General features: G+C 60.1%; 3 protein-coding genes. 1 reads left to right on the forward strand and 2 read right to left on the reverse strand.

What is annotated here, in order from left to right; all coding sequences use genetic code 11:
- Positions 1-168: 168 nt before the first annotated feature.
- Together JHD74_RS12055 and JHD74_RS12060 are read right to left on the reverse strand one after the other, a co-directional pair.
- Positions 169-22680: an Ig-like domain-containing protein gene (locus JHD74_RS12055; RefSeq protein WP_199062784.1), complete on the reverse strand. Its 22512-nt coding sequence runs from the start codon at positions 22678-22680 to the stop codon at positions 169-171.
- A gap of 680 nt (positions 22681-23360) precedes the next feature.
- Positions 23361-24752 carry an MFS transporter gene (locus tag JHD74_RS12060; protein ID WP_074032097.1) on the reverse strand — a complete coding sequence of 464 codons (1392 nt, stop codon included), beginning with the start codon at positions 24750-24752 and terminating at the stop codon, positions 23361-23363.
- A gap of 203 nt (positions 24753-24955) precedes the next feature.
- On the opposite strand from JHD74_RS12060, the gene pncC reads away from it, so the two are divergent.
- Positions 24956-25444, forward strand: a complete 489-nt coding sequence (gene pncC, locus JHD74_RS12065) for a nicotinamide-nucleotide amidase (protein WP_199062785.1) — start codon at positions 24956-24958, stop codon at positions 25442-25444.
- The last annotated feature ends 56 nt before the right edge of the window (positions 25445-25500 follow it).

A 25500-nucleotide genomic window follows, 5' to 3' on the forward strand; every position in this document is an offset into this window, starting at 1 on the left:
CGATAACCGCACGTTGTGCCGTTTCGGCTTTGTTATTGTGACGATCGTTAATTTCGGCGGCCCGTCTCCCGAACGGTACCGCCGCACTGCATTGGCCTTGGCTCTGTCATTCCCATGTCACTGGCTCGCGGCGTGGTGCGAGCCAGTGGCTGACAGATGGGCCGGGTACTACACCAGATTGACGTGCAGGCCTTGCTGCACCAGAACATCTCCCAGGGTGTTGCCGCTTTCGAGGGCTGAGTTGTGGTAAACATCAAACACTTGGCCGTCTACCGTCCGTTGACCTACGGTGCTCCAGGTACCGCCTTCGCCCTGGGTCAGATTGACCTGGTCGCCGGTAGTCCCCTTGATCAGCAGATCGTCGCTGGAAGCGTCCTTCACGGTCAGCGCTTCGTGCAGATCCAGCGTGATGCTGTTGGTGCCGCTGGTGCCTAAATCGAAGATATCGATGTGTTGCACCTTCAGGCCCAGCGCCGTCAGATCCAGGTTGAGGTTTTTGCCATCCAGCTCCAGGGTATCGATACCCGCGCCGCCGTCGATCGACAGGAAGTCGAGGGCGTTGACGTGGATCACATCGTTACCGCTGCTGCCGTGAATGGTGTCTCCGCTGGCGGTGGTGCCATCCGCCAGATTGATGGTGACGCCGCCAATGCTGAAGGTGCTGTCTTCAACCTTGGTTTCACTTGTGGTATCCACCGGCAGCGTTGGGTTCACCACCAGCGTGCTGGTGGCTGGTTCACTGGTATCCGTGGTAGTCGGAGTGCTGCTGACCTCACTGGTTGGCGTGCTGGTTTCTGTCGTGGTGTGTTGCACGGCGGCTACCTGAGCATGCTGTACCGCTGTGTGATCGGTAGTGCTGTCGGTAGTGGTGTTTTCAGAACCTGAAGTATCCAGCGACAGCGTTTCGACCGCGGCGTTGGCGGTCATCAGCAGTGGCAGTTCGATACCGGATGTCAGCCCCGCAGAAACGCTGACCCCGTTGCCCGCCAGGTCGGTGACCGAAGCCGCCACTACGGTGCCCAACAGGGTAGGTATCAGGTTGAGCACGTTCAGACCCTTAAGGGCGTTGGTGGTGTCGAATTTCACCGTCCAATGTCCGGTGGCATCCACGGTGCCTTGCAAGGTACTGCCCAGCAAGGTCACGCTAACCTTCGCGCCTTGCTGCACGTTCAGGCTGGTACCGCTGACGGTCAGGCCGTTGGTCAGAATGCCTAGCGCACCAGTCAGGGTTCCTAGAGCATCAATACCCAACAGCGGCAACGCGTGGATTTTCACTGTGGCGTTGGCGTTGGCCGAGCTGGTGTTACCGTAGCGATCGGTGACGGTAACGCCAACCGACAATGGTCCATCTGCCAGATTGACCAGGTTCAGGGTAGGAACGCTGACGCTCCATTTCCCGTCGTTGCCTACGGCAGCGCTCAATACCAGTCCCCCCACATTAACGCTGACGCTACCACCGATGGCGTTGGTGGTGGTGCCGCCGATCAGTTGGTTCAGGTTGGCTTCGCTCAGGTTGAGGAAACCATCGCCAAACAGACTGCCCAGGCTGACGGTCGGCAGGTTATGGATGCCCACGCCCAGATCGGCGCTGATGCTGCCGGTTTTCCCTGCGGAGTTGGTGACCGAAACCCCCAGTGACAGATTGCCATCCAGCAGGCTGGACAGGTTGAGCGGTGTCAGGCTGAGTGACCAACTGCCATCGGCTTTCACCTGGGTGGTGAAGGTATTGCTACCAAGGTGAATCTGAATGGTCGAACCCGGTGCGTTGGTAGCGTGACCGCTGATGATCTGGTTGCTGGTCGCTTCCAGTGCATTCAGCAGGCCGTCACCGCCGAACAGCGGATCGAGCGTCAGGGTTGGTAGGGCGTTGATCAGCACGTTGAGCGGGCTGACCTTGCTCACGGTGTTACCTGCCGCATCGGTGAGGCTGGCGGTGACGTTGGTCAGGCCATCCAATAACCCTTGCAGATCCAGAGTTGGGATCGGCAACTGCCATTTACCAGTGGCATCGACGCTGGTGGTGTAGGTGTGGCTGCCCAGCGTCAAGGTGATGGTGGTCCCGGCCGACACGTTACCTGCGTTGCCGCTCAGGATCTGCGGTGACAGCAGATCGCTCAGATCCAGCGTACCGTCGCCAAACAGCGGGTTCAGCGTCAGCGTTGGCAGGATGGTCGCCACGTTGAGGCCTACGCTGGCACCGCTGGTGTTACCTGCCGGATCGGTGACCGTGGCGCTGACGATCAGGTTACCCGCCGCCAGATCCGCCAACTGCAGCGGATTGATGGTGGTACTCCAGCTACCGTCGGCACCGACCGTGGCGTTCAGTTGCAGCGTACCGACCTTGATCACCACCTGGGAACCCGCCGCCGCATTGGTGGTTGTACCGCTGATGGTCTGGGTCAGCAGCGCTTCGGCCGCATTGAGGAAGCCGTCGCCGCCAAACAGCGGGTTCAGCGCCAGCGTTGGCAGCTTGTTGACGATCACATTAATCGCCGTATTGAGCACGCCGGTGTTGCCGGAGCCATCCAGCACCGAAACGCCAACGTTGATATTGCCGTCCAGCAGGGTGTGCAGATCGGCAGGTTGCAGCACCAGGCTGAACTTGCCGTCGGCACCGACGGTGGTCAGGAAGTTTTTACCGCCAAGAGAAACCTGCACCTGCGCACCTGCGCTGGCGAAGGCCACGGTCCCGCTGACGGTTTGCGCCACCAACGCTTCCGCCGCGTTGAGGAAGCCATCACCGCCAAACAGCGGATCGAGCGTGATCACCGGCAGTTTCACATCCAGCTGTAGCCCGGTAGTGGCGCTGGTGGTGTTACCCACCGCATCGGTCGCCGAGGCGGTGACGGTAAAGTTACCGTTGCCCAGCCCTTGCAGGATGCCGAGGATATCCGGGGTGACGGTAGCACTCCATTTGCCACCATCGCCTACGGTGGCCGTCAGCGTTTGCGAACCGGCAATATCCAGATTGATAGTGGCACCCTTCGCCAGATTGGTGACGGTGCCGCTGATGGTCTGGTTGAGCAGCAGATCCGCTACGTTGAGGATGCCGTCGCCAAAGATCGGATCCAGCACGATGTGCGGCAGATTGTGGATGATGGCGGTGATATCGATATTTTTACTCACCACGTTACCGGCAGAATCGGTCACCGAGACGCCTAGCGCCAGATTGCCGTCGCTCAGGGCAGCCAGATCCAGCGGTGGGATCGACAGGCTCCAGGCACCGCCCGCTCCGACGCTAGCGGTATAGGTTTTGGTGCCCAGGCTGACGCTAACGCTGCCGCCACCGATACCAAGACCGTTAATCACCCCGCTGATGGTCTGAGACACCCCGGCTTCAACCGCATTCAGCAGACCATCGCCAAAGGCAACGACCGGGCCGATCACCGGCAGGTTGTGGGTCAGCACGTTGATATCGATCAGATCGTTAACCACGTTGCCGTGGGAATCGACGATCTGCACGTTGACCTGTGCCAGACCATCACCCAACAGGTTGAGCTGGCTAGGCAGCAGTGACACGCTCCATTGGCCGTTACCGCCAACGACCGCATCCAGCGTAATGCCTGCGATGGTGACGTGAACAACCGCCCCGTTGTAATCGCCGGTGGCGTTACCGCTGATCACTTGAGTCAGCAGCGATTCGGCCAGGTTCAGCACGCCATCGCCGCCAAACAGGGCGTTAACCCCCGCGCCGAGCGTTTTGTTCAACGCCACGTTTAGCGTTACGTCGGTATGGCTGCTGTTGCCAGCGGTGTCGGTCAGCGTGACGCCGATGATCTGCGGCCCATCGGTCAGGCTTTGCAGATTAAGCGACGGCAGCGGAATGCTCCATTTGCCATCCGGGCCAACCACCACGCTGGCGGTCAACGGCCCCAACGTAACGGTGACGGTTTCGCCAACGCCGCCGGTCCCGGTTAATGTCTGGCCGAGCAGGGCTTCTGCCAGCGTCAGGATATTGTCCCCGGTCAGCAGATCAACCGAGAGCAGCGGTGCCGTGGTATCGGTAGTAATGACGTGCGTTGCCGGCGTGGTGTTGCCTGCTGCATCGGACAGGGTGGCATTAATGGTGCTACTGCCCTGCGGCAGGTTAACCAGATCTGCCGGTGGCACGTTGACCGACCAGGTGCCGGCGCCGCTGACCTGCGCACTGTAGGTTTTGCCGTTCAGCGTGACGGTGACAATGCGGCCTGCTTCCGAGACCGAAGCGGTACCGGAGATCGCCTGGGCGACGGTGCTTTCACTGGCGTTCAACACGTCGTTACCCGCGAAGGTATTGATGGTGAGCGTCGGTGGAATGCGGTCGACCAACACGGTTTCGCTGGCGGTAAACACCGTCGGCAGTGGTGTCAGCAAGGTGGTACTGGCCGAAACCACGATATTGCCGTCAACCGGGAAGGTCACCACAGTGCTGAAGGTGCCATCCGCCAGGGTGGTAACCGGGATCCCCAGTGGCAAACCACCAACGATAATGGTCACTACCTGACCAAGCCCGATCCCACCAACCACTTTACCGGTCAGGTTGATGATCAACCCGACTTCGCTGGCGTTAACGATGTTATCGCCGGTGATCGGATCAACGGTAATAATCTGGCCCGGAGGCGTCAGGTTAACGGTGAAGCTGTGGTTGTCGACGGCGACGTTCCCGGCCTGATCGCTGACCTGAGCCGTGATGCTTGGCGTACCGCTCAGGGCTTTCAAGTCGGCAGGCAGGACAGATACGCTCCAACTGCCATCGGCCAACACCACCCCGGTATAGGTTTTGCTATTGAGCGTAACGGTCACTTGTTGCCCAACCGCGACATTGGTGGTGGTGCCGGTTATCAGCTGTACCGATTGGCTCTCGGCATAGTTGATGGTGTTATCCGCCGTGAAGTTACTGATGGTGACGGACGGCAGCGTGTTGACCGAAATATGTACCGAAGAACCGGCCGTGCCCTGGTTGCCTGCTGCATCCGTGGCGGTCACGGTGATGGTGTTATCGCCCTCTGCCAATGCTTTTAACTGCGGTGTCGTCAGCGCCAGGCTCCAGTTGCCGCCGCTGACCAGTGCGGTAAAGGTTTGGCTACCGATCTTCACGCTAACGGTTGTCGCATCACCGGCGCTGCCAGTGAGGATTTGCCCCAGGTTGGCCTCGGCCAGGTTGAGGAAACCGTCACCGAACGGTGTGTTAATGGTTGGCACCGGCGCGGTGAGATCGCTGGTGAAGTTCAGAGCACTGCTATTGGTGTTGCCCGCGGCGTCGGTCGCCGTGACGGTCAGCACGTGTGGCCCATCCAGCAAGGTGCTCAGGGTGGCAGCAGGCAGTGGTAACGCCCAGTTGCCGTTGATATCAACCTGCGCGTTGTAACTGACGCCATTGACATCGATCACCACTTTCACCGCCTGGCCTGCACCGTTTACCCCGGTGGTGCCGGTGATGGTCAACGCACCGGCGGCTTCGCTGATGCTCAGAATACCGTCAACGCCAAACGGCGGAACGATAGTGGGCTGTGGCAAGGTGAGAGAAGCGGTCACATCCAGCGGCGTGGTGGTGGCCGTATTGCCGCCACGATCCTCGACGGTGACTTCAACGGTGTGTTGCCCGTTGGTGAACACGCCAAGCTGGGTCGGGGTGAGTTGCAGAGACCAGCCACCCAGACCATCGGCCTGAGCGGTAAAGGTCTGCTGATCTGGCTGCCCGGCATCCACTGTTACCGTAACGATCTGGCCGCTGCCGACCAGGCCGGTTTTGCCGGTCAGGGTTTGCGCCAGCGCGGCTTCGGCAATATTCAGCAGGCCATCGCCAAACGGCAGATCCAGCGTTGGCAACGGCAGCTTGTTGATCAGGATTTCCAACGAGCCATTGGTGCTGCTGATGTTACCCACTGCGTCGGTAACCGTGACCGTGATTGGCCAGTTGCCATCCGGCAGGCCGAGCAGGGTGGCGCTGTCGAGTGGCAGCGTCCAACTGCCGTCGGCATTTACCGTGGCGTTCAGGATCAGGCCATTAACGTTCACCTTCACGGTCTGGCCGAGATTGCTATTGATGCCGGTGGTACCGGTGAGGGCTCCGCCCAGCAAGGCTTCGGCGTGGTTGATGATGCCATCGACAAATGGCGTGTTCAGCTCGGCCACTGGCAGCCCGGTGAGGATGCTGTCAAAGTCCAGCGTTGCGCCGTGGCTGTTGCCGCCTTTATCGGTAGCGACCACGCTGATGGTATGCGGGCCATCCAGCAGCCCCAGCAGATCGTTAGTCGGTAAGGTGACGCTCCACTGGCCGTTGTTGGCGACCGTGACGTTGTAGTCTTTACCGTTGAGGCTGACCACCACCGTTTGACCGTTGCCGATAATGCCGGTGGTGCCGGTCAGCAACTGATTGACCCCGGCCTCCACCAGGTTCAGTGCCCCGTCGCCAAATGGCGGGTTAATGGTTGGATTCGGCAGGATATGCGACAGGATCTCCAGCGAACCACCGGCGCTGGCAGGGTTACCTGCCGCATCCACGGCGGAGACCACCACCTGCACGGTGCCGTCTGCCAGCAAGGCCAGGGCATTGGCTGGGATTAGCGCGCTCCAGGTGCCATCGTTATTCACGATACCGTTCACTACGTAGGTGCCAATCTTGACCACTACCGGGGTGTTAACCAGCAAGTTGACCGCTGCACCGCCGATTGGCGTCGCGACACCCAGTTCGGCAATATTAAGAATGTTGTCACCGAACAACGGGTTCAACGTCAGTGATGGCAGCGTATGGGTATTGACCGCCACCGTGATGGAGTCTGATACGCCGTTACCTGCGGCGTCGGTGACGCTCACACCGATGGTCACGTTGCCATCCAACAGCCCTTGCAGGATATTGCTTGGGATATTCACGCTCCACGCACCGGTCGTTGGATCCGCCAGGGCGGTGTAAACGTTGGCGCCCAGCGTGACGGTAACGGTCAGGCCCGGATCGGTATGGCCGCTCAACACTTGCCCTAGCAGCGCTTCCGCCAGGTTCAGGATGTTATCGCCGGCAAACAGATCGATCTCCAGCAATGGCGGCACGGTGTCGACCGTGACGTTATGGGTGGCACTGGCCGGGTTATCGGCAATGTCGGTAACCGTTGCGGTAACTGTCTGTGAGCCTTGCGGCAATGCCTGCACGTCGGCTGATGGCACCGTCGCGCTCCAGCTACCGTCTGCTCCCACCACGGCGGTGTAGGTTTTGCCGTTGAGCAGCACGCTGACCACCTGGCCAGGCTGTACGTGGCTGGATCCCCCGCTGATGATGATGGCAGCTTTCGCCTCGTTGGCGTTGATGATGTCATCACCGGCAATCACGTTGACCGACAGCTGCGGCAGATTGCCCGCATCGGTGATCACGGTGAGGTTGTGGTTGGCGGTGGCCTGGTTGCCAGAGGTATCGCTAACCGTGGCGGTGATGGTGTCTTTACCGTCTGGCAAGGCCCCCACATCCACAGCCGGAACCTGCAGACTCCAACTGCCGTCCGCGCCGACGACGGCGGTATAGGTTTTGCCATTGAGCGTTACGGTGACCTGTTGCCCTTGTTCGACGCGCTGGCTCCCCCCGCTGATGGTCAACGGCAGGTTGGATTCCGCCAGGCTGAGGTAGTCATCGCCGGACAGGGTGTTGATGGTCAACAGCGGTGCCTGGGCCGGGTCGGTATCCAGGGTGATGCCGTGGCTGACGCTGCCGGTGTTGCCAGCGGCGTCGGTCAAGGTGGCGGTGATGGAAGAGGCACCGTTCGGCAGGTTAGCCAGATCGCCAGCCGTAATGGTGACGCTCCAACTGCCATCCGCCAGCACCAGCCCGTTATAGGTCAAGCCGTTGATGGTGACTTTCACTACCACTGGCTGGCCGCTGTCGTTGATCGGTGCGGTACCGGTGATTTGCAGCGCTTGCTGACTTTCGGCGATGTTGATGATGTCATCACCGCTGACGGTGTTGATGGTCAGCACCGGCACGGTCAGGTCGACCGTGGCGCTGGCGTTAACGCTGGAGGTGTTGCCAGCCACGTCGCTGACGGTGACCCCAATGTTGGTTGGGCCATCTGGCAGTGCGGACAGATCGGCGCTCGGTACCGTCACGCTCCAATGGCCGCTGTTATCCACGATGCCGGTATAGGTTTTCCCTCCCAGCACCACACTGACAGTTTGCCCACTGCCGCTCACGCCGGTGGTGCCGCTCAGCGTTTGATCGCTGGTGGACTCCGCCTTATTGAGGTAGCCATCGCCGAACGGTGTGTTCAGGGTGGCGATCGGCAGACTGTTGATCAGCACGCCCAACTGCTGCGAACCGGTGACCAGATTGCCCGCTTCGTCGGTAGCGCTGACGGTAACGGTCAGTTTGCCGTCGCCCAGGATCGTCAGGTCGGTGGATGGGACCGTCGTCGTCCAACTGCCATCGGCCTGTACGATCGCCTCGTAGAACTTGCCGTTAAGCGCGATGGTGACGGTGGCTCCGGCGGCAACGTTGACTGAACTACCGCTAATGCTGATCCCGGCGGCAGCCTCTACGGCGTTCAGCTCATTGTCACCGGTGATTGGGGCAATCGCCAGGGCGCTCTGAGTGAGATCGACCGTAACGTCATGGGTGGCGCTGGCCGGGTTACCGGCTTTATCGGTTACGTCGGCGGTGATCGTTAAACTGCCGTTGGTCAGTAGAGCCAGATCGGCGGCGGGGACGCTGGTGCTCCATGAACCGTCTGCCTGCACGGTGGCGGTATAGGTTTTGCCATTGAGGGTGATGGAAACGATCTGCCCGGCTTCAACATGCAGACTGCTGCCGCTCAGGGTTTGCGTTGCCTGCACCTCGGCACCGTCAATAATATTGTTGCCCGCAAAGGTGCCGATGGTCAGTACCGGTGCGTTCAACGCGCTGGCATCAACCCCGATGGCGTGGGTGACGCTGGTGCTGTTACCGGCGCTATCGGTCAGGGTGGCAACCAGGTTATAGCTGCCATCGGACAGTGCGGTGAGATCGGCGGTTGGCAGTGAAGTGCTCCACGAACCGTCTGGCTGAACCACCGCGGTGTAGGTTTTACCGTTCAATGTCAGCGTCACGGTACGACCTGCATCCCCGATGGAGGCGGTGCCCGAAACGGTCTGGTTGAGCAGCACCTCTGCGCTATTAAGCACGTCATCACCGGCAATCACGCCAACGGTGAGGGTCGGAGCGACCTTATCGACCAAGACTGTGCCATTCAGGGTATTGCTGTTGCCCGCAGAATCGGTGACCACTACGTTGAGCACTGGTGTCCCATCCGGCAACGCCTGTAGATCGCCAACCGGAACGGTGACGCTCCAGTTGCCGCTACCGTCCACCGTACCGGTGTAGGTTTTATCCCCAAGGGTTACGGTCACTGTTTGCCCCGGCGTGGTGATGCCGGTGGAGCCGGTGATGGTCTGCGGCTGGCCCGCTTCCGTACCGTTCAAGATGCCATCGCCAAACGGCGTATTGAGAGTGGCGTCTGGCAGATTATGGATAAACACGCCCAGCGTATGGCTGCTGCTGACCGGGTTACCGGCCTGATCGACCGCAGAAACGCTCAGGTTGATATTGCCGTCTGCCAACAGCGCCAGATCGGCCGGTGGTACCAGCACGCTCCAGGAACCGTCCGCCAGCGTAATGCCGGTGTAGGTTTTACCGTTCAGCGTTACGGTCACGCTTGCGCCGGTGGCCAGGTTGAGGCTGCTACCGTTGATGGTTAATGGCAGCAGGCTTTCGGCCAGATTCAGCTTATCGTCGCCAGCAATCACATCGATGGCGATGCCGCTCAGGGCCGTGTTGACCACCACGTTATGCGTTGCTGTTGCCGGGTTGCCAGAGGTATCGCTGACGGTGACGCTAATGGTGCTGCTGCCCTGAGCCAGTTGGCCCAGATCGGCGGCGGGCACGCTGGTGCTCCAGGTACCGTCTGCCAGCACGGTGGCGGTGTAGGTTTTGCCATTCAGCGTGATGGTTACCAACTGGCCCGCTTCCACGTGGGTGGTAGTGCCGCTCAGAGTCTGGCTGGTTTTCACCTCTGCGCCGTCGATAATATCGTTACCGGCAAACACGTTGATGCTCAGGGTTGGCAGATCCAGCGGATTGGCGTCGATCGTCACGTTATGGGTGACGGTGGTGGTGTTGCCCGCCGCATCGCTCAAGGTGGTGGTTAATGGATAACTGCCATCGCCTATCGCTTGCAGATCGGCGCTTGGGATGGTGGCACTCCAGGTGCCGTCGTTGGCGACTACCCCGGTATAGGACTTACCGTTGAAGGTCACTGTGACGGTACGGCCGGCGTCGGCGATGGAAGCCGTGCCGGAAACCACCTGGTCGCTGAGGCTTTCCAGTGCGTTAACCTTGTCATCCCCGGCAAACGGCTTGACGGCCAGAGTTGGTGGCACCAGATCGACCTGTGCCGTAGTGCTGCCAGGCACGCTATTACCCGCGGAGTCCGTAGCGGATACGCTGATGGTATTGCTGCCCGCTGGCAGGTTTTGCAGATCGGCCGATGGGATGGAAACGCTCCAGTTACCGCTGCCATCCACGGTTGCGGTATAGGTTTTTCCACCCAGAGTGACGATCACGCTTTGTCCCGCACCAGGGATGCCGGTGCTGCCGCTCAGCAGTTGTGCTGTGGCGGCCTCAGCCTGATTGAGGAAACCATCACCAAACGGCAGATTGATGGTTGGCTCCGGCAGGGCATGGATATGCACATCCAGTGAATGGCTGTTGCTGACCGGATCGACCCCCGGGTTGGAGACGCTGGCGGTGACCGTTGTCAGGCCGTCTTGCAGCGCCAGCAGATCGGCGCTGTTCACCGATACGCTCCAACTGCCGTTAGCCAGAACAACGCCGGTGTAGGTCTTGCCGTTCAAGGTTACGGTAACGGTTTGGCCAGCGTTCACATTGACCGTTGTCCCGCTGATGGTCAGTGGCTGTGAGGCCTCGGTCAGGTTCAGCTTATCGTCACCGGCAATCAGGTTAATGGCGATGCTTTCCACCGCCGTATCGACGCTGATGGTATGGCTGCTGGTGGCCGGGTTACCTGCCAGATCGCTGACGCTGGCGGTGATGGTAGCCTGGCCATTGGCCAGCAACGCCATATCGGCCGCCGGAACGTTAACGCTCCAGCTGCCTCCTAACTGCACGGTGGCGAAGTAGGTTTTGCCGTTCAGGGTAAGGGTAACGGTCTGGCCCACTTCTACATGAGTGGTGGTACCTGACAGGGCCTGGGTGACCAGCGCTTCGGCTCCGTTAACGATATCATCCCCGGCGAATACGCCGATGCTCAGCGTTGGCAGGTTGGCCGGATTGGCATCGACATTGAGGCTGTGGGTGACGCTGGTGCTGTTGCCAGCCGCATCGGTGAGGGTAGCGACCAGATTATGGCTACCGTCGGCGAGCGCTTGCAGATCGGCGGCAGGCAGACTGGTGCTCCATGAACCATTTGGCTGTACCACGGCGGTGTAAGTCTTGCCGTTCAAGGTCAGAGTTACGCTGCGGCCAGCATCCGCGACTGAGGCGGTACCGGAGACAGTTTGTGCCACCTGTACTTCGGCGGCGTTCAGCACATCATCTCCTGCAACCAGACCCACGGTGAGGGTTGGTGCGGTCTCGTCAACGGTAACGGTGGTGTTCAGCGTATTGCTGTTTCCGGCGGCATCGGAGACCACCACGGACAAGGTTGGTGTACCGTCTGGCAACGCTTGCAGATCGGCGCTTGGTAGCGTGACGCTCCAGTTGCCGCTGCCGTCTACGGTGCCGGTGTAGGTTTTGCCACCCAGGGTGACCGTGACGGTCTGGCCTGGCGTAGTGATGCCGGTAGAACCCGTGATGGTCTGTGGTTGACCCGCTTCCGTGCCGTTCAGGATGCCATCGCCAAACGGTGTGTTCAGGGTGGCTTCTGGCAGGCTATGGGTAAACACGCCCAGGTTGTGGCTGTCGCTGACCGGGTTACCGGCCAGATCGGTGGCGGTGACGGTCACGGTGGTGGTGCCATCGGCCAGCAAGGCCAAATCGGCCGCTGGCACGGAGACGCTCCAGGAGCCATCTGCCAGCGTGGTGCCAGTGTAGGTTTTACCGTTCAAGGTCACTGTAACCGTGGCACCCACAGCCAGATTGGTGCTGCTACCGCTGATTGCCAACGGCAGCAGGCTTTCCGCCAGGTTGAGTTTGTCATCGCCTGCGATCACGGCAATCGACAGCCCACTGAGGTTGGTGTCAACGGTCACCTCATGACTGCCGCTGGCTGGGTTACCTGCAGTGTCGTTGACGGTGGCGGTAATGGTGGTCTGGCCGTTAGCCAGCAGCGCCAGATCGGCAGCCGGTACGCTGGTGCTCCAGGAGCCGTCTGCCAGCACGGTGGCGGTGTAAGTTTTGCCGTTCAGGGTGAGGGTGACGGTCTGGCCCGCTTCCACATGGGTGGTGGCACCAGACAGGGTCTGGGCCGTTTTTACTTCGGCGCCGTCGATAATGTCGTTACCGGCGAACACGCCGATGCTGACGGTCGGCAGGTTGGCCGGGTTGGCATCGACGCTGATGCTGTGGGTGACGCTGGTGCTGTTGCCTGCGGCATCGGTGAGGATTGCCACCAGGTTGTGGCTACCGTCGCTGAGCGCTTGCAGATCGGCAGCGGGCACGCTGGTGCTCCACGAGCCATCTGGCTGCACCACCGCGGTGTAGGTTTTGCCGTTGAGCGTCAGGGTGACGGTGCGACCCGCATCCGCGATCGAGGCGCTGCCGGAGACGGTCTGCGCCACCTGTACTTCGGCAGCGTTCAGCACGTCATCGCCAGCAATCAGACCCACGGTGAGGGTTGGTGCGGTTTCATCGACGGTGACGGTGGTGTTCAACGTGTTGCTGTTACCCGCGGTATCGGTGACCGTGACGGTCAAGGCCGGCGTGCCGTCCGGCAATGCTTGCAGGTCGACGGCAGGGACGGTGACGCTCCAGTGGCCAGAGCCGTCGACGGTGCCGGTGTAGGTTTTGCCACCCAGGGTGACCGTGACGGTCTGCCCCGGCGTGGTGATGCCGGTAGAACCCGTGAGGGTTTGCGGCTGACCCGCTTCTGCACCATTCAAAATGCCGTCGCCAAACGGTGTGTTCAGGGTGGCGTCCGGCAGACTGTGGATAAACACGCCAAGATCGTGGCTACCGCTGACCGGGTTACCGGCCAGATCGACGGCGGTCACACTGAGGGTGGTGGTACCATCAGCCAGCAAGGCCAGATCGGCCGCAGGCACGGTGACGCTCCAGGTCCCGTCTGCCAGCGTGGTACCGGTGTAGGTTTTACCGTTCAAGGTGACAGTAACCGTAGCCCCAACGGCCAGGTTGGCACTGCCGCCGTTGATGGTGAGTGGCAGCAGGCTTTCCGCCAGATTGAGCTTGTCGTCACCGGCGATCACGGCGATCGACAGGCCGCTCAGGCTGGTATCAACGGTCACCTCATGGCTGGCGTTGGCCGGGTTACCGGCGCTGTCGCTCACGGTGGCGGTAATGGTGGTCTGGCCGTTAGCCAGTAGCGCCAGATCGGCAGCCGGTACGCTGGTGCTCCAGGAACCATCGGCCAGCACGGTAGCGGTGTAGGTTTTACCGTTCAGGGTGACGGTGACGGTCTGGCCCGCCTCCACGTGGGTGGTGGTGCCAGAGATCGTCTGGGCCGTTTTGACTTCCGCGCCATCGATAATGTCGTTACCGGCGAAGATGCCGATGCTAACGGTTGGCAGGTTGGCCGGGTTGGCATCGACGCTGATGCCGTGGGTGACGCTGGTGCTGTTGCCTGCGGCATCGGTGAGGGTAGCGACCAGGTTATGGCTACCATCGCTGAGCGCTTGCAGATCGGCGGCAGGCAGGCTGGTGCTCCACGAACCGTCCGGTTGCACCACGGCGGTGTAGGTTTTGCCATTCAAAGTCAGGGTGACGGTGCGGCCTGCATCACCAATCGAGGCGGTACCGGACACGGTCTGCGCCACCAAGACTTCGGCGGCGTTCAGCACATCATCGCCAGCAATCAAGCCCACGGTGAGGGTTGGTGCGGTTTCATCGACGGTGACGGTGGTATTGAGCGTATTGCTGTTACCGGCGGCATCGGTGACCGTGACGGTCAAGGCCGGTGTGCCGTCTGGCAGCGCTTGCAGGTCGGCGGCAGGGACGGTGACGCTCCAGTGGCCAGAGCCATCCACGGTGCCGGTGTAGGTTTTACCGCCCAAAGTGACCGTAACAGTCTGGCCCGGGGTAGTAATGCCGGTGGTACCCGTGAGGGTCTGCGGCTGGCCCGCCTCTGCGCCATTCAGGATACCATCGCCAAACGGTGTGTTCAGGGTGGCGTCTGGCAGATTGTGGATAAACACGCCCAGATTATGGCTGTTGCTGACCAGGTTGCCGCCCTGATCGACGGCGCTGACGCTGACGGTGGTGGTGCCATCGGCCAGTAGTGCCAAATCGGCAGCCGGGACCTGAACGCTCCAGGAACCGTCTGGGAGGGTCAGGCCGATGTAAATCTTGCCATTCAGCGTCACGGTAACGATGGCACCGAGCGGCAGATTGGCGCTGTCGCCGGAGATCGTCAGTGGCAGTTGGCTTTCTGCCAGGTTCAATTTGTCATCCCCTGCGATCACGGAGATGGACAGTCCACTGAGGTTGGTGTCGACGGTCACGTCATGGCTGGCACTGGCCGGGTTACCGGCACTGTCGCTGACGGTGGCGGTGATGGTGGTCTGGCCGTTGGCCAACAGTGCCAGATCGGCGGCCGGAACGCTGGTGCTCCAGGTACCATTTGCCAAGACGGTGGCGGTGTAGGTTTTGCCGTTCAGGGTGAGGGTGACGGTCTGACCCGCCTCCACATGGGTGGTGGTACCGGTCAGGGTCTGGGCGGTTTTCACTTCCGCGCCATCGACAATGTCGTTACCGGCGAACACGTTGATGCTGAGCGTTGGCAGGTTGGCCGGGTTGGCATCCACACCGAGGACATGGGTAGTGCTGGTGCTGTTGCCCGCGGCATCGGTCAGAGTGGCGACCAGGTTGTGGCTGCCATCGCTGAGCGCTTGCAGATCGGCGGCGGGTAGGCTGGTGCTCCACGAGCCATCTGGCTGCACCACCGCGGTATAGGTTTTGCCATTCAAAGTCAGGGTGACGGTGCGGCCTGCATCGGCGATTGAGGCGGTGCCGGACACGGTCTGCGCCACCTGTACCTCGGCGGCATTCAATACATCATCCCCGGCTACCACGTTAACGGTCAGGGTTGGTGCGGTCTCATCGACGGTGACGGTGGTGTTCAGGGTATTGCTGTTACCGGCGGCATCGGTGGCGGTGACGGACAAGGTTGGCGTGCCGTCCGGCAACGCTTGCAGATCGGCCGCAGGGACGGTGACGCTCCAGTGGCCAGAGCCATCCACGGTGCCGGTGTAGGTTTTACCACCCAGAGTAACGGTGACGGTCTGGCCCGGCGTGGTGATGCCGGTAGAACCTGTGAGGGTCTGTGGCTGACCCGCTTCCGTGCTGTTCAGAATGCCGTCGCCAAACGGTGTGTTCAGGGTGGCGGTTGGCAGGCTATGGATAAATACGCCCAGATCGTGGCTGCCGCTGACCGGGTTACCGGCCAGATCGGTGGCGGTGACGGTTACGGTGGTGGTGCCATCGGCGAGCAACGCCAAGTCGGCCGCAGGCACGGAGATGCTCCAGGAACCGTCTGCCAGCGTGGTGCCGGTGTAGGTTTTACCGTTCAAGGTGATAGTAACCGTAGCCCCAACGGCCAGGTTCTGGCTGTTGCCGTGGATCGCCAGCGGCAATTGGCTTTCGGCCAGGCTGAGTTTGTCATCGCCTGCGATCACGGCGATCGACAGGCCGCTCAGGCTGGTGTCGACGGTCACGTCATGGCTGGCGCTGGCCGGGTTACCGGCACTGTCGCTGACGGTGGCGGTGATGGTGGTCTGGCCGTTGGCCAGCAGGGCCAGATCGGCGGCCGGTACGCTGGTGCTCCAGGAGCCGTCTGCCAGCACGGTAGCGGTGTAGGTTTTGCCGTTCAGGGTGATGGTGACGGTCTGGCCCGCCTCCACGTGGGTGGTGGTGCCAGACAGGGTCTGGTCGGTTTTCACTTCGGCGCCGTCGATAATGTCATTACCGGCGAAGATGCCAATGCTAACGGTTGGCAGATTGGCCGGGTTGGCATCGACGCTGATGCTGTGGGTGACGCTGGTGCTGTTGCCAGCCGCATCGGTCAGGGTGGCCACCAGGTTGTGGCTGCCATCGCTGAGCGCTTGCAGATCGGCGGCAGGCAGGCTGGTGCTCCACGAACCGTCCGGTTGCACCACCGCGGTGTAGGTTTTGCCGTTCAAGGTCAGGGTCACGGTGCGGCCCGCATCGGCAACGGACGCGGTGCCAGACACGGTCTGCGCCACCTGTACTTCGGCGGCGTTCAGCACATCATCCCCGGCAATCAGACCCACGGTGAGGGTCGGCGCGGTCTCATCGACGGTGACGGTGGTATTGAGCGTATTGCTGTTACCGGCAGCATCGGTGACCGTGACGGTCAAGGCCGGCGTGCCGTCCGGCAACGCTTGCAGGTCTGCACTTGGCAGCGTAACGCTCCAGTGGCCAGAGCCATCCACGGTGCCGGTGTAGGTTTTACCGCCCAGAGTGACCGTAACGGTCTGGCCCGGGGTAGTAATGCCAGTGGTACCCGTGAGGGTCTGCGGCTGGCCCGCTTCTGCACCGTTCAGGATACCATCGCCAAACGGTGTGTTCAGCGTCGCATCCGGCAGGCTATGGATAAATACGCCCAGGTTGTGGCTGTCGCTGACCGGATTACCGGCCTGATCGACGGCGGTGACGGTCACGGTGGCGGAGCCATCGGCCAGCAACGCCAGATCGGCGGCAGGTACGGTGACGCTCCAGGAACCATCTGCCAGCGTGGTGCCGGTGTAGGTTTTACCGTTGAGCGTGACTGTCACTGTCGCGCCGGTGGCTAGATTGGCGCTGCTGCCGCTGATGACCAATGGCAGTTGGCTTTCTGCCAGACTGAGTTTGTCATCGCCTGCGATCACGGCGATGGACAGGCCGCTGAGGCTGGTGTCGACGGTCACGTCATGGCTGGCGCTGGCCGGGTTACCGGCGCTGTCGCTGACGGTGGCGGTGATGGTGGTCTGGCCGTTGGCCAGCAGGGCCAGATCGGCGGCCGGTACGCTGGTGCTCCAGGAGCCGTCTGCCAGCACGGTGGCGGTGTAGGTTTTACCGTTCAGGGTGACGGTGACGGTCTGCCCGGCCTGCACATGGGTGGTGTTCCCCGAGATCGTCTGGGCGGTTTTCACTTCGGCGCCGTCAAGCACGTCGTTACCGGCAAAGATGCCGATGCTGAGCGTTGGCAGGTTGGCCGGGTCGGCGTCGACGTTGATGCTGTGGGTGACGCTGGTGCTGTTGCCAGCCGCATCGGTGAGGGTGGCCACCAGGTTGTGGCTGCCGTCGGTGAGCGCTTGCAGATCGGCGGCGGGCAGGCTGGTGCTCCACGAACCGTCCGGTTGCACCACCGCGGTGTAGGTTTTGCCGTTCAAGGTCAGGGTCACGGTGCGGCCCGCATCGGCAACGGACGCGGTGCCAGACACGGTCTGCGCCACCTGTACTTCGGCGGCGTTCAGCACGTCATCCCCGGCCACCACGCTAACGGTGAGGGTTGGCGCGGTCTCATCCACGGTGACGGTGGTATTGAGCGTATTGCTGTTACCGGCGGTGTCGGTGACCGTGACGGTCAAGGCTGGCGTGCCGTCCGGCAACGCTTGCAGGTCTGCACTTGGCAGCGTAACGCTCCAGTGGCCAGAGCCGTCGACGGTACCGGTATAGGTTTTGCCGCCCAGAGTAACCGTAACGGTCTGGCCTGGGGTAGTAATGCCGGTGGTACCCGTAAGGGTCTGCGGCTGGCCCGCTTCTGCACCGTTCAGGATACCATCGCCAAACGGTGTGTTCAGGGTGACGTCCGGCAGACCATGGATAAACACGCCCAGATTGTGACTGCTACTGACCGGGTTGCCGGCCAGATCGGTGGCGGTGACGTTCACGGTGGTGGTGCCATCGGCCAGCAACGCCAGATCGGCCGCAGGCACGGAGACGCTCCAGGAACCGTCCGCCAGCGTGGTGCCGGTGTAGGTTTTACCGTTGAGTGTGACAGTCACGGTCGTGCCCGTGGCCAGGTTTTCGCTGCTGCCGTGGATGGCCAGCGGCAGCTGGCTCTCGGCCAGGTTGAGTTTGTCGTCGCCCGCGATCACGGCGATCGACAGGCCGCTGAGAGCGGTATCGACGGTGACTTCATGATTGGCTGTTGCTGGATTACCGGCGCTGTCGCTGACGGTAGCGGTAATGGTGGCCTGCCCGTTAGCCAACAGCGCCAGATCGGCGGCCGGTACGCTGGTGCTCCAGGAGCCGTCGGCCAAGACGGTGGCGGTGTAAGTTTTACCGTTCAGGGTGACGGTGACGGTCTGCCCGGCTTCCACGTGGGTGGTGGTGCCGGACAGGGTCTGGGCGGTTTTCACTTCGGCGCCGTCGACAATGTCGTTACCGGCGAACACGTTGATGCTGAGGGTTGGCAGGTTGGCCGGATTGGCATCGACGCTGATGCCGTGGGTGACGCTGGTGCTGTTGCCCGCGGCATCGGTGAGGGTAGCCACCAGGTTATGGCTGCCGTCGCTGAGTGCCTGCAAGTCAGCCGCAGGCAGTGAAGCGCTCCAGGTGCCGTCCGGTTGCACCACGGCGGTGTAGGTTTTGCCGTTCAGGGTCAGGGTGACGGTACGGCCTGCATCGGCAACGGACGCGGTGCCAGACACGGTCTGCGCCACCTGTACTTCGGCGGTGTTCAGCACGTCATCCCCGGCCACCACGTTAACGGTGAGGGTTGGCGCGGTCTCATCGACGGTGACGGTGGTATTGAGCGTATTGCTGTTACCGGCGGCATCGGTGGCGGTGACGGTCAAGGCCGGCGTGCCGTCCGGCAGCGCTTGCAGATCGGCCGCCGGAATGGTGACGCTCCAGTGGCCAGAGCCGTCGACGGTACCGGTGTAGGTTTTGCCGCCCAGAGTAACGGTGATGGTCTGCCCTGGCGTGGTGATGCCGGTGGTGCCGGTAAGCGTCTGTGGTTGACCCGCTTCTGCGCCATTCAGGATGCCATCACCAAACGGTGTGTTTAGCGTCGCATCCGGCAGGCTATGGATAAACACGCCCAGGTTGTGACTGCCACTGACCGGATTGCCGGCCAGATCGGTGGCGGTGACGGTCACGGTGGTGGTGCCATCGGCCAGCAACGCCAGATCGGCCGCAGGTACGGAGACGCTCCAGGAACCATCCGCCAGCGTGGTGCCGGTGTAGGTTTTACCGTTGAGTGTGACAGTCACGGTCGTGCCCGTGGCCAGGTTTTCGCTGCTGCCGTGGATGGCCAGCGGCAGCTGGCTCTCGGCCAGGTTGAGTTTGTCGTCGCCCGCGATCACGTCGATGGACAGGCCGCTGAGGCTGGTGTCGACGGTCACGTCATGGCTGGCGCTGGCCGGGTTACCCGCTTTGTCGCTGACGGTGGCGGTGATGGTGGTCTGGCCGTTGGCCAGCAGGGCCAGATCGGCGGCCGGTACGCTGGTGCTCCAGGAGCCGTCTGCCAGCACGGTGGCGGTGTAGGTTTTACCGTTCAGGGTGACGGTGACGGTCTGTCCGGCCTGCACATGGGTGGTGTTCCCCGAGAGGGTCTGGGCGGTTTTCACTTCCGCGCCGTCGACAATGTCGTTACCGGCGAACACGTTGATGCTGAGGGTTGGCAGGTTGGCCGGATTGGCATCGACGTTGACGCTGTGGGTGACGCTGGTGCTGTTGCCCGCTGCATCGGTGAGGGTAGCCACCAGGTTATGACTGCCGTCGCTGAGTGCCTGCAAGTCAGCCGCAGGCAGTGAAGCGCTCCAGGTGCCGTCCGGTTGCACCACGGCGGTGTAGGTTTTGCCGTTCAAGGTCAGGGTGACGGTACGGCCTGCATCCGCGATTGAGGCGGTGCCGGACACGGTCTGCGCCACCTGTACTTCGGCGGCGTTCAGCACGTCATCCCCGGCCACCACGTTAACGGTGAGGGTTGGCGCGGTCTCATCGACGGTGACGGTGGTATTGAGCGTATTGCTGTTACCGGCGGCATCGGTGACCGTGACGGTCAAGGCCGGCGTGCCGTCCGGCAGCGCTTGCAGATCGGCCGCCGGAATGGTGACGCTCCAGTGGCCAGAGCCATCCACGGTGCCGGTGTAGGTTTTGCCGCCCAGAGTGACCGTAACAGTCTGGCCTGGGGTAGTAATGCCGGTGGTGCCGGTAAGGGTCTGCGGCTGGCCCGCCTCCGTGCCATTCAGGATGCCATCACCAAACGGTGTGTTCAGAGTCACCGCAGGCAAATCATGAGTATAAACGTCAAGATTATGCGTGGTGGTCACGGTAGAACCATCGTTGCCTGTCACGCTGGCAGAAATAGTGTTGTTGCCTTCGGCCAGCAGTTGCAGATCGGCGCTAGGCACCTGCAATGTCCAACTGCCGTCCGCCAATACCTGCGCAGTATAGGTTTTACCATTGAGGGTGACGGTCACGGTTGCACCAACGGCAACGTTGGCCGTGGTACCGTTAATGGCCAGGGGAAGCCCGGCTTCGACGGCGTTGAGCTTATCGTCTGAAGAGACAATGCCGATATTGATGGCCGAAATATGGTTGTCTACGGTGATAACCTGCGGTGCAGTCGTGGTCGTATTGCCCGCCTGATCGCTAATCGTGGCGATCATCTCGTAGGTACCGTTGGTCAGGGCCGCCATGTCTGCGGCAGGCACGCTGATGCTCCATTTACCATCTGCGCCTACGGTGCCGGTATAGGTTTTGCCGTTGAATGAAACGCTGACCACCAGCCCGGCTTCGCTGACGGAGGCGGTGCCGGTGATATTTTGTGCCGATTTTTGCTCGTCGGCGGAGACAAAGTCATCCCCGGTAAACTTATCCAGCGTCAGCACCGGTGGAACAGTGTCTACCTGCACATGCTCTGTTACGGTAGTGCTGTTGCCTGCGGCGTCGGTAGCCGTCACGGTGAGGGTGTTATCCCCTTGGGCCAACGCTTGCAAGTCTGCGGCAGGCAGTACCAGGCTCCACTTGCCATCTGCGCCCGTCACCGCCGTGTAGGTTTTACCATTCAGGCTAACGACAATTGTCTGGCCTGGATTACTGGTGCCACTCAGCGTCTGTGGCGTATGTGCCTCGGCGGCGTTGAGCACATCGTCCCCGGCCAGTTTGTTTACGGTCAGTTCAGGGGCGGTTAAATCGACGGTGATCGTTTCATGAGCGCTGGCGCTTTGGCCTGCTTTGTCGGTGACGGTGGCATTGATCGTGATCGAGCCATTGGCCAGCGCAGCCAGATCGGCGGCAGGCAGTGAAAGCGACCAACTGCCATCACTCTGAACCACTGCGCTATAGGTTTTGCCGTTCAGGGTAATGGTAACGGTTTGTCCCGCTTCGACATTCTGCGTATGGCCGCTCAGCGTTTGGGCGCTTTTCGCTTCGTTGGCATTGAGAACGTTATCGTTGGCTAGGGCGCTAATAGAGATCTGTGGTGAGGTATTATTGATCGTGGTGTCAACGGAGAACGGGTGATCCAGCGTGGTTTGGTTGCCCGCTTTATCGACAGAGGTCGCGATCAGGTCATAGTTACCGTTTTTCAGCAAAGCCAGATCCGCCGCAGGCAGTTGCAGACTCCACTTGCCATCGCTGCCGACCGTCGTGGTGTAGGTCTTGCCGTTCAGGGTCACGGTCACCGTCAACCCTGCTTCGCCGGTACCGGTCAGCGCCTGTGACGTCTTCAACTCTGTGCCGGTCAGATGGTCGTCGCCGGTCAATGGATTGACGGTCAAGACCGGCGGGGTGATATCGACCAGTACGCTGATCGTTTTTTCGACGCTAATCCCATCCTGGTTAGCCAGTTTAACCGTCAGTTGATAATTGCCGTCTTTCAGGCCAGCAAGCGCAGCGGAGCTGAAGTCAAAGCTCCACTTGCCATCGGCCCCGACGGTAGTGGTGTAACTTTTGCCGTTGAGCGTCAGCGTGATGGTCACGCCTGCGGCAACGCCGGTGGTCAGGCCGCTCAGCAACTGGGCAATTTTAACCTCACTGGCGTTCAGAACGTTGTCCTGGCCCAGTGTTCCGACGGTCAGGGTCGGTTGTTCTGATGGTACGGAAGGATTTTCATTGTTGTGGTTGTTCTTCCCCGTCCCCGTAGCGATGGCGACGCCAGCCCCAAGCGCCAGGCCAGCCAGAATGGCTGCAATGGCACCGTTGGATAAATCATGGTTGCCAATCAGCAGAGGCGAAACGTCAGACAGTGATTCAAACTGCGGTGTGATCAGCACTGGCTCGGCGGAAGCTGCGGTTGCCGGGAATATCGCGTGCTGGATGGCACCATTGCCATCATCAAACACCAATTCACTGTGTTTGCCGTCGGCGTCCACGTCAAAGAAGCTCTGATAACGCACCGTTGTGCCATCTTTCATGTGCACGATCAAATCGTTACCTTGGCGCTCATAGCTGCTCACCAAAGCCTGGGTGCCATGGATCCGCACAATGCTGCTTTGCGTCAGGCTTACGGAACGGGTACCGGTTGCGACGTCAGCGATTCTTGCGCCGCCGTGACGAGCAATAATATCAACAGCCCCAAGGGTAAAATTGGATTGTGCCATGTGGTTAGCCTCTGAACGCCAAAGTTAATTTGCATAGCACGCCAAAGCCGCTGATGTGGCTTTTGTAGGCGCGCTGGAATGCCCGAGGGGGTGCCCTAGAGCTAAATTTAACCTGGTGTTTAGATGACTAATTAATACAAAGTTAACTATAAACTCATCCCTGATAGGGTTTATGATTAAGTTTCCTAACTTATCTGTGAGGTAAGGTATAAGCGAGCTTTGATAAAAATGCCATAGATGGCAATGATTATTGTGCCTGCTTGTTATTGATAAAAATTCTTATCTGCCAGAGTGGATTAGTATCCATATTGAATTAATGGTTTCTAAAATTACCCGGTTACTCTATTTTTTCAAGATAAACTGCATTTTACTTACCTGTTATCCTATCGATTTATCAATATGAATTAATTTTAAATCAACTGGTTAACTTTTTTATTTCGAGGGTTGTACTTATTTAAAAGTTGGTGCTACCGAGAGGGGTAAATAATACCATTACATGACAAAACTAACGGTTATTGAGGGTTTCAATGGCGCTTATCTGCGGGATAATAAAGGAGTATTTTTTGAAACTGTTAAGTAAAGATTTTATATTCATAACTTATGTTACTGATTTCCATGTGTGACATAAGAAAATCTTTATATTTGTGGGGGTGAGGCGTGGAGGACCACGCCTGGCTGACCTATAGCATGGTGTAGGCTTTTTTCAGCCCGGTGTCTTCTTCAGGATCCGCACCTTGAGGATGGGCAGGCTCTTCTTCCGTGAGCGATTCAGTCAATGGAGCTTCTGCTAGCGGATCGGGAGCGGCCTCCGGCGCGGGCATCGTATCTTGAATGGTCTGCTCATCGAACGTCGGGTTTAATGCCGGGGAAAGGGGGGAACTGGAGAGGCTGTCTGGCATGGCGATATGGGGCACTGGCGCATCCTGTACAAACTGCGACTCATCCTGTTTGACCGTTCTGCTGCAAGCCATAATCAACAGACCACACAGCGCGAAAAACACGTACAGGATGTTCCCACCCAAAGGCTGGATCAACGCACCGACGGCCAGCGGCCCGATGCTGGCCCCCACGCCAAACGCCATGAGCAAGCAGGCAGCCAGGGAAACGCGACGTTCTGGCTCAATCATGTCGTTGGCCAGCGCTACCGCCAGCGGATACAGGGTGAACTGCAACATGCTGACCATGAAGCCGACGATCAGTAACACCGGGAAATCGATATGGGGCAATAGGGCGAGTGGCAAGGCGGCAATCACCAGCAGTAGTGCGTTAACCCGCATCAGCAGCGTACGGTTGTAACGGTCTGACAGCCAGCTCAGCGGAAACTGCGCCACCAGCCCGGCAAAGATAGCAATCGCCATAAACAGACCGGTTTGCTGAGTGGTTAATGCCTGCTGGCTGGCATATACCGGCGCCAGCCCGTAGAAGGAACCTACCACCATGCCGATCACCAGCGTGGTGGCCAACACTTTAGGGATGGCGTGCACAAAATAGCGCAGCTCCATGGGGGCGGGCGACATATGTCGGGCATTGGTGCGGGTTGTCAGAGCAATCGGCACCAGGCAAAGGGAAAAACACAGCGCGATGAGCAGCAGCGTGCTGATGCCAAGGTTGGCTTGCAGCATCAATACGATCTGCCCCAGCGACATGCCAAGATAAGAGGCCGCCATATAAAAGCCGAATACCATGCCGCGCTGATTGGATTCGGACTGATCGTTCAGCCAGCTCTCCAGCACCATGTACTGGCACATCATACATAGGCCGATAATCAGCCTCAGTACCACCCAAACCGGGATGTATTCCGTCAGGCCGTGGCCCAGCACCGCTGCGGTAATGATCCCGGCGCAGGAGACATAGGCGCGGATATGCCCTACGCGGGCAATCAGAAAGTGGCCGACCTTGCCACCGATCACCAGGCCGATGTAGTTGGCGGCGATAATGGCCCCGATCAGGGCGCCACTGACGTTGATGGAGGTTAACCGCAGGGAAATGTAGGTGGTCAGTAACCCTGAACCCAGCAGCATCAGCAGGGTGGTGGTATACAGCGGAAAGAATACACCTAACGTTTTTTTCACTCGGCCTTCCTGTTTTAGTCGAAGATTGAGGCAAATGGGTTTGCCGCAACAAGCTGGACGTATCCCCGATACTAGCAGTTAGTACAACGGCTTAAAACCGCAGCACTGCGAAGCGCTTGGCATTTCGGCCGGTAAAATGCCGCAGAGGCTTGATAAATGCTACCATCAGGCGCATATACCTTGATTGATTAAAAGGAGAGGCCATGAGTGAGAAACGGTTGCGTGAGCTCAGTATTGCCGTCGGACAAAGGCTAAAGGACAGTGGGCGTTGGATCAGCTGCGCAGAGTCCTGTACGGGCGGAGGTATTGCCAAGACAATTACCGATATCGCTGGCAGCTCGGCCTATTTCGATCGCGGCTTTGTCACTTACAGCAACGCGGCAAAGCACGAACTGCTAGGGGTGGCGGAAGCGACCCTGCAGGCTCATGGCGCGGTCAGTGAGGAAGTGGTGCGTGAGATGGCGCAGGGCGCGATGCACGCAGCCAAGGCCGATCTGGCGCTTTCGGTCAGCGGCATTGCTGGTCCAGACGGTGGCAGCGTGGAAAAACCGGTAGGTACCGTCTGGTTTGGTTTTGCCGAACGTTCCGGCCGGGTGCTGGCACGCAAAATGCAATTTACCGGCGATCGCGATGCGGTGCGCCTGCAGGCAACCCTTTTTGCGCTGCAAACGGCGCTTGATGAATTTTTGTAAAATTAGGCTTGATACTGTATGACCATACAGTATAATTAGCGACAATTTCCTGCACA

This window comes from Serratia sp. ASV30 (genome assembly GCF_016428815.1).
GTDB classification, from domain to species: domain Bacteria; phylum Pseudomonadota; class Gammaproteobacteria; order Enterobacterales; family Enterobacteriaceae; genus Chania; species Chania fonticola_C.